Origin of the sequence: Acerihabitans sp. TG2 (genome assembly GCF_035013185.1) — a bacterium.
Classification (GTDB): domain Bacteria; phylum Pseudomonadota; class Gammaproteobacteria; order Enterobacterales; family Enterobacteriaceae; genus Acerihabitans.
In genome coordinates this window covers 134,616-144,432 of record NZ_JAYGJO010000013.1, presented here as the reverse complement: position 1 = coordinate 144,432, position 9,817 = coordinate 134,616, and the positions used below count along the sequence as shown (strand labels likewise).

At 55.2% G+C, this 9,817-nt stretch carries 9 protein-coding genes; 1 reads left to right on the top strand and 8 read right to left on the bottom strand.

What is annotated here, in order from left to right; translation table 11 throughout:
• Positions 1-729 (bottom strand): aldo/keto reductase (locus tag SJI19_RS13500; RefSeq protein ID WP_323478779.1); only part of this gene is annotated, 729 nt, incomplete at its 3' end.
• 165 nt (positions 730-894) lie between these two features.
• Between SJI19_RS13500 and SJI19_RS13495 the strand changes: the two genes are divergently transcribed.
• Positions 895-1,830, top strand: coding sequence for a LysR family transcriptional regulator (locus SJI19_RS13495; protein ID WP_323478778.1), 936 nt, complete (start codon positions 895-897; stop codon positions 1,828-1,830).
• A gap of 154 nt (positions 1,831-1,984) precedes the next feature.
• Here SJI19_RS13495 and SJI19_RS13490 read toward each other — a convergent pair whose 3' ends face one another.
• From SJI19_RS13490 to SJI19_RS13460, 7 genes are read right to left on the bottom strand one after another with little or no spacing between them, the layout of a single operon-like run.
• Positions 1,985-2,476 (bottom strand): hypothetical protein, encoded by a 492-nt coding sequence (locus tag SJI19_RS13490; RefSeq protein WP_323478777.1) that lies wholly within the window; start codon positions 2,474-2,476, stop codon positions 1,985-1,987.
• Positions 2,477-2,487: 11 nt separating this feature from the next.
• Positions 2,488-3,204, bottom strand: a complete 717-nt coding sequence (locus SJI19_RS13485; protein ID WP_323478776.1) for a hypothetical protein — start codon at positions 3,202-3,204, stop codon at positions 2,488-2,490.
• Positions 3,205-3,261: 57 nt separating this feature from the next.
• Positions 3,262-4,821, bottom strand: a complete 1,560-nt coding sequence (locus SJI19_RS13480) for a formylglycine-generating enzyme family protein (protein WP_323478775.1) — start codon at positions 4,819-4,821, stop codon at positions 3,262-3,264.
• Entirely contained in the window at positions 4,811-6,139 is a 1,329-nt protein-coding gene (locus SJI19_RS13475; protein WP_323478774.1) for an ABC transporter permease, read from the bottom strand. The genes SJI19_RS13480 and SJI19_RS13475 overlap by 11 nt, the downstream gene beginning before the upstream one ends.
• Positions 6,120-6,818 (bottom strand): ABC transporter ATP-binding protein, encoded by a 699-nt coding sequence (locus SJI19_RS13470; protein WP_323478773.1) that lies wholly within the window; start codon positions 6,816-6,818, stop codon positions 6,120-6,122. Before SJI19_RS13470 ends, SJI19_RS13475 begins: the two co-directional genes overlap by 20 nt.
• Complete coding sequence (locus tag SJI19_RS13465) at positions 6,819-8,774, bottom strand: vWA domain-containing protein (protein WP_323478772.1); 1,956 nt, start codon at positions 8,772-8,774, stop codon at positions 6,819-6,821. It abuts the gene before it with no gap.
• A gap of 9 nt (positions 8,775-8,783) precedes the next feature.
• A complete protein-coding gene (locus tag SJI19_RS13460) occupies positions 8,784-9,812 on the bottom strand; it encodes a hypothetical protein (RefSeq protein ID WP_323478771.1) in 1,029 nt (342 codons plus the stop codon).
• Between the last annotated feature and the right edge of the window lie 5 nt (positions 9,813-9,817).

Below are 9,817 nucleotides of genomic sequence, written 5' to 3'. Positions count from 1 at the left end.
GACTCCCGAAAACGTTTCCCCTTTGTCGAATGCTTCGCCGTTACGGTTGAAAGAACGGTGATCGTCAGAGGCAAAGGCAGTATCGGATTTCATTTTTCCGGTCAGCAGGCCAGAAGCCAGGGGAACTCGGGCAATGATGCCCACATTACGTCTTTTGGCTTGGTGAAGCAGGAGTTCGGCAGGACGCTGTCTGAAAATGTTGTAAATCAGTTGGATAGAAGACACATTTGGATACTCGAGTGCCTTTAGTCCTTCTTCGACTTTTTCAACCGATACTCCGTAGTGGCGTATTTTCCCTGCGCTGACCATGTCATCCATTATGTCAAAAACTTCGGGGGTGTAATAAATTTCTGTCGGCGGACAGTGCAGTTGAACCAGATCCAGCGCGTCGCTTTGCAAATTCTCCCGTGACCGGTCGACAAACGCATGTAGATTTTTTGCGGTGTAACCTTGTGCAACGTGAGGAGAAAGACGACGACCTATTTTAGTTGCCACAAACGGGCGTTCACCCCCACGTTCTTTAAGCACCTCGGCAATGATTTGTTCGGAACGCCCGTCACCATACACATCGGCCGTATCAATAAACGTAATGCCCGCATCCAATGCAGCATTCAATGCACCTTTGGCATCATCCCTACTGACTTCGCCCCAGGTACCCCCGATAGCCCAAGCGCCAAACCCGATTTCTGAAACACTGTGGTCTGTTTTACCTAGAATTCGTTGTTTCATGACGTCATTCCTCACTGCGGTTGACGGAAATTTGCGCGAAAACTCGCAAACTGTCCTGTTTGATTTTTTTAGACGTGACCTGAGCTTAGCCTTTACGCGCGAGGATAACCCGTGATAAAAGATGAATAAGGTTCATTCAAGCGGTTAATAGGGTTCATCTTAGTTATGGAACGTGTTGATTTTGCCGATCTTCAGGCTTTTCTGACGGTGCTAAGGTGTCGAAGTTTTAAACTCGCCGCCATTGAATTGGGCCTATCATCTTCCGCGGTAAGTCACGCAATGCGCCGGCTTGAAACGCGACTGGGCGCCAGATTGCTTAATAGAACCAGCCGAGCGGTATCTTCAACTGCGCTTGGGTTGGCATTAGCTGAAAAGCTTGCCGGCGGGTTTGACACGATTTCAACTGCGCTTGAGACGCTGAACGCTCCTGGCAGAGGACGATTTGGTGTGCTGCGGATCAACGTATTTGCCGATGCTGCCCATCAGCTTATCGTCCCCACGTTACCCGAGTTTGCGATGCGTTGTCCGGACGTCAGATTAACCATTGTAGTGGAAGATCGGCCGGTCGATATTACCGCCGAGGGGTTCGACGCCGGGATGCGTTATGGTCACCTGGTTCCGGAAGATATGGTAGCCGTTCCTCTTACCAGCGCACAAAGATGGATTGTTGCCGGCTCACCGGACTACTTGAAACGACAAGGAACGCCACAGACGCCAGCTGATCTGGCAGGGCATACCTGTCTTCAACTGCTACTGGGGAATAATGCCAGTTTTCGCTGGGAATTCGACGCAATGGGGGAAAATTTTAGTATGAAGGTTCCTGGCCTTATCACGATCAAGGATACAGCAACCACCGTATCGGCAGCCAAAGCAGGGATAGGCTTAGCCTACGTGCTTGAATCGCGTATACACGATGAGCTTGCCAGGGGAACACTCGTTAACGTGATGCCCGAACACTTTTGCCACGGCGAACCTTTTCACATTTACTACAGCAGCCGCCGACATGTGCACCCCGCGTTGAGAGAGCTGGTGAATATTATCCGTGTACAAAATGGGTTGCAGTCTCTTCCTGATTTTCCGCGCGAATTGAATAAGGAATGAGTGAAGATATTGGGTCGAGGTGCTCAGCACCCAGGCAACAGCATTGGTAAGAACTACAGCGCCGCCGTTTCGGCGGCGCCTTGTTTCACCTTTTGTGGAAATAGCCTCTGTGTATCATTGCCCCAACGTCGTCTTGCTCTTTAGATTCTGAGTCCTAATTTAACTCCAGATCCTGCTGCAAGCTGCTGACCTGGCTGCGCAAGTCCTCCAACTGCAGTTGTTTATCCAATACCGATTGGGATGGCTGCTGCTGCTGCGCTTGGTCCAGGCTGGTTTGCAGATCGTTGATCTGCTTTTGGTATTTCTTTTGACCCGCGGCTTTTTGTTTGAGCTGTGTCAGCAGGGTATTCATGGAACGATTGAGTTGGTCGGCACTGGCCTGGCGGCTCTTGAGTGAGCTGTTAGACTGGTTCTTTTCCTGTTCGATAGCCGCCAGCACCGCCTTGAACTCGTGGTTCAGGGCTTGCTCATGGGTTAACGTCTGCTGTTTGACGTTCACCCGCTGATCGTAGGTGCCGGAGTAGCGACAGTTAAACTTGGAGACGATGCTGACATCGCCGGTTGTCGGATCGCAGTCTGACATGCTGCTGGCGCAGCCGCTTAATGTGGCGACCAGTAGGATCAGCATCGGAGGTAGAATTCGCATCTGAGGTTCCCTTAGCTGACTTTTATCGCGGTACGTTGCGTGTAAAGGCTGTCCAGTTCGCCTTGCAATGACGCTACTTGGTGATGCATTTTTTCGATTTCGCTATCCAGTTTGACGGTGTCGTTGCCTTGGCGCTTGGACGCGACGGAAATATCGTCCCATTGTTTAGCATGGGTTTTCATATCGGCGACGGTTTTGCGCAGGGTGACGATATTCGCGTCAATGACCGCCAATTTTTTACTGGCAACGGCTTTGTCGACGTGTTTGGCGGCAATATCCTTGTCCAACTGCGTCATGGTTTTACGGTTGTCGGCAATCACTGATTTGGCAACGGTGGAGGCATTTTGCAGTTTTTTGTTTTCTGCCTGCACATCATTAATCGAGGCGTTTAACTGCAGCTCTTTACTGGCGTATTTTTGGCGTTGGTTATCCAGATAGGCATTTGCGCCCATGCCGACACCACAGCCGGCCACGGCGGCGGCGGCGATGCAGACCGCCTTATTACCGCTGTTGCTGATTGCACAGGCCAAAGTACCTAGGGCAGCACCGCCAGCGCAGGCTTGCCAACCTGATTTGCTGAAAAATGTCACGTCCGGGTTGTTCTGTAACCGGCTGTCGGCCTGGGTGGCGTTACTGGCGCTGACACCCTGGCCGGTGGTTTGGCAACCGGTCAGCACGAGGATCATACTCAGAAACAGCATTTTTGCCCATTGCGTGGTCGTCGTCATTGTAAATTTTCCTTCCCCATAAATACATCTTGTTGTTTTAATTATTGAATTGACTAGTTATTGTGTGTTTTTGCAGTTATCAAGCCACTCACTGCGCGCCACTTTTCCGTCTTTCCAATAGCCTTGTAAATTTTTCCAATAATTTTCCAGGTAATTGTTTAAATTGGTTTTTCCGCGTGCGGCCATTTGTTGTTGCACCACGTTAACCTGGGGTTTGACCTGTTCGATGCTATAGGTGGTGCCGTTATCCACCAGCGTGTCGGCGTAATAGCTGACGATAAAATCAAGTGCCTTTTTATGTTCGTCGAGTTGCTCCTGGCGACGGTCGCAGTTGGCGTCCACCGCCGTGCCGGCGGTTTTGCAGTTTTTGACGTACAGTGAATTGAGGCGGTCGTAGAATTCGCCGTCGTCCTTGAGCTTGGTGCAAAGAAATGCGCCCAGTTGCAGCGAGGAGCGTACCGCCTGGTTGCGCTGTTCATCGCGCAACTGACTATTGGCACGCATTTCGCCACGCAACTTTTCCAATTGTTTCTTTAACGTCTCATCCTGCACTTGCGCGGATAGGGTGTTAAGACTGGTTAATGAGGTATCAGCTGCCTTAGCCGTGCCTTTGGCGGTTTCGGCGGCGGTGCCGAGGGCTTTCCATTCCTGCTCAATTTGCTTGATACGATCGCGCGAAGTCAGTGTGGGTGCGACCACCACCAGACGCATGCCGATGGTCTTGTTTTCGTTCTGGCCAGCATTGGTATAATAGGGTTGTTCGGCGCGCAGTGAACTGCGCAGGTCGGCCTGGGGCGAGAGGAAGCTGCCGCCGCGGATGACATAGCCACCGGCTTTGCCGTGCTGACGGTCGAGTTTGTTCAGGCGAAAAGGCTCAAACATCATTTCCGCCGCGTTGCCGAGCATGTCATGCAGGCCGAGCGGGTTAGGTTTGAGCAGTCCTGCCAGTTGAAGTTTGCCGTTGGCTGACTGCGCGCCGGCAAACCAGCCGTAACTGGTGAGGCCTTCCGGCATTGGGAACCTTTGGTCGCGGAATTCCGCCGAGGAAACCGCCAATCCCCCCCGGGCGGCAAATTCCCATTCGGTTTCGGTGGGTAGGCGCAAGAAACCTTTGGCGCCGTCTTCGACGGGAAGGGCGTCGGGTTTTTCCTTACGCAGCCAGAGGTTGTATCTATTGGCCAGATCCATCGCATCAATCCAGCCGATATTGACCTGCGGCAGGCGCAGTGAGTTGTCCGGCACCGGGCAGGTGGCTGCAGTCAGCGCCTGATATTGCAGTTGGGTGAGTTCGTATTTCGCCATCAGATAGTAGCGGCTTTTACCTTTTTTGCCCTCGGCAAAGCTGCCTGCGATATGTTCGGGGCGGGTTTGTTCCAAATAGCCCCATTCATCACTGTCCTGACCGAGGGTGATGCTGTAGTCATCCAGTGGTTGAGCGAGCGGGATCGTTACTTTACGAAACGCCATGGCCCCGTCGCAGGGTAGCGGCAGGATCACGTCGTCGGGTAGTGGTTTAGGATTGAAGAATTTTTCGTCCCAGGCAGCATGGCCGGGTAGTGAGGCGCAGGCCAACGTAAGGCCCGTCACCAGCAAAAGCAGGCGTTGTTCAGATATCACGAAGGCTCTCCGCAGGTTGGATCTGGATCGCTCTTGCCGCGCCGATGCCCGCCACGACCACAGCAATGGTCAGCGTACTGGCCAGCGCCAGCATCAGGTGGGCCGGTTGGAGGCGGCAGACAAAGGTATTGCCGGGCAGATGGCGGCCCAGGATATGGTTAAACAGCGTGCTGCCGGCCAAATAAAGCATCAGGCCGCACAAGAAGGCGACGCCGGTGAGCAGCAGTGCTTGCAGCATGATATACAGCGATACTGCGCGACTGCGAAAACCCAGTAGGCGCAGCACGGCCATATCTTTGCGTTTGCGATCGATATTGGCCAGAAAGGCACCGATTAATGATGCGATGCAGCCGAGCAGCGAAACCCAGGCAATCACAGCGAAAATAACGCCCAGTACATAGGTAATCGCGCGGACAGATTCAATTTCCGCCTGCCGGGTCACCGTCTCGATATGCTGCTGGTTCAGCCATAACGCCAGCGGCGCCACTGCGTCGATATTGCGCGCATAGACCCGTGCTTTGGCAAACTTGTCGCGTATCGGTGCGGGACTCCCGGTATCGACGCCAAATTGTGGAACGTGAAAGCCGTCGCGAAAATCTTCCATGGCAACCAACTGCGGCAAGGTGACAAACGCGGCGGGGCGGGCAAAACGCGCTGCAGACAGGATGCCGCTGACGGTCATGATCATGTGGCCTCGTTCGCTGACGCCGTCGAGTTTGCGCGCCACAAAAAATTGCAATTGTTGACCCACTTTTATCTGCAAGCGTGCGGCTGCGCTGGCGCTTAAGACCAGATGTGCCGCATCAGGCGGGAGCGGGACACCAGCCAGCAGTGGATCGCCTATGGCGGTGGGCAACACTTCCGCATTGGCCACGAACAGTCGGCTGTCGCGCACCAGGTCGCCTTGCGTGTTCAGCGCCCGGGTCAGCGGTACGGCAAAACCTACCTCAGGACGTTGTGCCAGTTCGGCCAGCCATGGCAGTGGGTAGTTGCCGTTGCCGATCATGCGGACTTCCAGGTTGGCCGGGTCGTTAAGCAGTTCGGTACGCAGTTGGCCGACGATGCCGGTTTTTAGGCCGAACAGCAGCAACAGCGGTGCGATCACCGCCACGAGGGAAAAAATGATGCACAGTGCCACTTGGCGGTCATGCAGCAGATCGCGTATCGCCAGGCTCATCAACAGACCAAAACGGAGCGGTACGGCCGATACCTGATCATGGCTGAAATGGGATCTGGGGTGGTCATCACGTTTAATGGGGTCGGGACGCGCGTTGGTCGCATCGTGGCCGCGTTGCGGTTTATTGGGATTCAAAGACACTGTCCCGTTCTCCCTGCGGCCTGCCGTGCAGGCGGCGAATATGGAATGCGTCCACCAGTTGCCAGTCATGACTGACCACCAGAGCGCTGATATGCAACTCGCCGACCATCTCCAGCATTAAGGCAAACAGTTGACGGGCGTTATGGGGGTCGAGCGCCGCCGTGGGCTCATCGGCTAACAGCAACTGCGGCTGGTGCGCGATAGCACGCACAAACGCGACGCGCTGGCGTTCACCAATGGACAGTTGGCGCGGCATTTTTTTCAGCAATGGCGCCAGCCCCAGGTGCGCCACCGCTTTATCTACCCATACTGAAGCGATCGGCATGCCCAGCATCCGGCGCGGCAATTGGATATTGTGTTCAATGCTGAGATAGGGCAGCAGTCCGCCGTTTTGCAACACAAACCCCAGCCGGCGGGCGCGCAGGGCTGATAACTGATTTTGATCGCCGGCCAGCAGCGGGCGTGCCGCATCGGCGTGGTCAGGGCCGAGGCAATAACCGGCCAGCCGGTCAGGGCGCAGGATCAGGCCAATCATTTCCAGTAATGTGCTTTTACCGCACCCGCTCGGTCCGGTCAGCGCCGCCACTTCGCCGGGTTTAAGGCTGAGCGACGGCAGGCTGACCCCGTATCCTTGCTGTTTGCCACCCCGGTGGATGGCCATATCCGTGATCGTCAGCACTTAGGGTAAGTTTTCCAGTGGCACCGGGTAGACGTTATCACGCGGGTCGCTGCCGGGAGCCAGGGAGATCCAGCGGTCGACATCCTGGTTGTAGCGTTGGTAGTACTGCAGTTTGGTATTCAGCCGACGAATAAATTTCTCCTGTTCCAGCCCATCCCAGCTTTTCCACGTCTCCTCGTCGAGACCGAGGACTTCACTTAGGTATGGCAGGCCGGCGATGTATTCTCCCAGCAAGCCCAGTTCGCCCAGTTTAGTGGCGTTGTGCTGTTTGAGCTGGTTGGGATCGTTGCCCATGGTGGCGGCAATGGAACGCAGTCGGACAAACATATCATCCGGGGAGATCATGCCTTCATTGGCGGCATCGGCGATTTTTTTCACCACTTCGCTCAAATCGCTGAGTTCGCTTTTGGTCAGCAGCACCTTCACTTCAGTGGTGGGCAGGTTCTGTTTGACTAAATCGCGATCGCTGATCCAGGCTTTAAATACCGGTGGTGCTTTGGTGCCCTGGGTTTCGCCCAGATAGGCCAGGCGCATGGCGTGGCCCAGCAGTGCAGCATCTTGCAGCATTGGCTGTTCCGGTTTGCCGTTGTAGGCCGGATCGGCACCAAGGGCGCTGCCGGCAGTGGCTTCACCGCTGTAGGCGGTTTTGATCTGACTGGTGATGGCATTGGACAGGTTATCGACCATGGAGCCGAAGCTGTTGATATCCCCGGAATCTATCGGGTAGTACAGGGGTTTGTGCAGGAACGGATTGAGTGTCAGGTCCTCATACTGGGCCTGTGCCGAGGCATGATCTTTGACGCCGGACGGGGTTTTCAGATGCAGCGCATAGAGCGCGACGCCGCGATAGGCTGCTTCCTGGCGCACCTGCGCCGCGTCCAGGTGAGTAGACGACAGTGCGTCTGCGCCGGTCAGCGCGCCGGCATCGGTGATCAGCACGACGTAGCGTGCACCAAAATGGGTCCAATCGATTTTATCCAGCGCCAGCATGACGCCGCCGTAAGCATCTTCATCCACTCGGCTGCTGGAGACGGTGGCCTGTTGCAATGAACTGACCTTGGCCAGGAAATCCTTGCCATCTTTTACCTTGTTGGGGTCAACAAACATTTTGCTGTCGTACTCCAGCCCCGGTACCGCTTTTATATTGGAACGGTAGGCCACCAGACCAAATTTGACTTGTCCCAGCAACTTTTCCTTTTCGATGCGCTGATAGACTTTTTCGATCGCCTGTTTGGTGCGATCGATATACGGCCCCATGGAGAGAGTGGAGTCAATAACAAACACCACCGATGCCGAAAAGCCTTTCAGCATATTTTGCTGATCAGCCGGCGCGGCCTGGGGTTTGGCCTTGCTTGGTTCGGTAACCGACGCGACGTTGAGCACCCGTACCCGAAAACCGTTGTCGGTAAATACCTCATCGGAATCGAGCACCGGTAGCAGATAGAAGTTTTTCAACTGATCGATCATATAGTCTGGCTCGCGCGCCAGAACCTGAGGGTTGTGTTTATGCGCGGCCAAATCAGCCTGCAATGGAGCGACCAGCGTGGCCGGCTGTTTGCTGTTCAGGATATTTTCCACCTGTGCTTTGTCTTTGAAAAACAGCAGTGGATCGCGCCCCACCGGATTAGTAAACGCTAACGTCAGCTGCATTTTCCAGTCCACGGTGCAGGCGGCTTTCATCCAGCCTGAAACCTTGCCGAAACTGTCCGGACCGATTTGTAGCCACTCATCGGCCCCGGCCTGCTGGCGTTGATAGACGTAAAAACGACTAAAGGCGGGCTGGGGCTTGCCTTTGGCGCCTACGGTGTCCGCCAGTTCGCAGCCGGGAGTGGTTAACACCCGCTGAAACAGCGTCTGTTTTCCTGCCTGCAGCAGCGGTCGTGGTTCGGCCAGTGCTGCGCTGCCGGTGAATATCAGACCACACAGTAAACCACCTATCCAATGCAGAGACTTCATGGCACATCCCTATTTTTTTAACGCGTTCAGCCGGGTTTTCGCCTCGGCATTGTGAGCATCCTGGTTAATGACCATTTCGTACCAGTAGACGGCGGTTTCGGCATCGGCAGTGAAACATCCGCCTTTCACTGCGGTCAGCGGATCGTATTCATGGGCATATTTCAGTGCGATGGCGGTATCGCCCGACTGCGCTTTGTAGGCGTACAGTCGCTGGGCTACATCGCAGTGCTTCTGTTCTTTAGCCTGGCTGATGATCGCCAGTACCTGGGCGCTGTTTGGCTGGGACTGAAGGCAGCCTTTGACAAAATCCAGTTCCCCGGTAGTTTTCATGGTCTCAGGTGCGCAGGGTGCCGCAGCGTCCGCCGCCGTAACACCCGTGGCCGCTGTGGACGGTGTCGTAGGCGTAGCCGGTATCGGTACGGTTTCTGCCGCCGGTGAACGGGTCGCAGGCGATGTCATGCCGGCGGAGGGTTTAAGCAGCAGCCAAGCGCCAATGAGCCCGGCAAGCACTAACACGGCCAGTAATAACCACAGCCAGGTTAACGGTGGTTTTTTTACCGGCGGCACCGGCAGCGGCGGGTCAATGTCCGGTGGGGGAGTGACGATGGGTTCCGGGGCTGATTCGGCCACCGGCGGCTCACTGAGCGGTTCTGTCAGCGGTTGCAGCCGGTTGGGGATGACATTGCTGCCGCCGGCCAGCGAACTGATGACGTCGTTGTCAATTATCAGCCTGCCTTCATCTATTCTGAGGTTGTCGGACAGCTTCAGGCGGTAGGCGTTTTCCCTACTGGCAAGCAAGGGGTCGACAATGTCCGGTCCCAAACCGACGGAGAAGCTGTCGCCATCCTCTTGCAACCGGGGCAGGATATGGAACACCTCACTGCCCACCCAGGCGCTGTCGCTGGCCAGGAAACGTTGATCCTGGTTGCGTTGCACGGACAGGGTGACATTGTTCGTATCCCCTGCCCATTTGTGGATCACCAGCCGGGCAAATCCCGGCCGGGTCGGATTTTCAGGCTTCAGTTCTAGCTTTAACACGTGCG

What these genes read in the sequence shown, in the direction of transcription:
- SJI19_RS13495 (WP_323478778.1), top strand. Translation starts at nt 895, where the DNA reads ATGGAACGTGTTGATTTTGCCGATCTTCAGGCTTTTCTGACGGTGCTA.
- SJI19_RS13490 (WP_323478777.1), bottom strand. Translation starts at nt 2,476, where the DNA reads ATGCGAATTCTACCTCCGATGCTGATCCTACTGGTCGCCACATTAAGC.
- SJI19_RS13485 (WP_323478776.1), bottom strand. Translation starts at nt 3,204, where the DNA reads ATGACGACGACCACGCAATGGGCAAAAATGCTGTTTCTGAGTATGATC.
- SJI19_RS13465 (WP_323478772.1), bottom strand. Translation starts at nt 8,774, where the DNA reads ATGAAGTCTCTGCATTGGATAGGTGGTTTACTGTGTGGTCTGATATTC.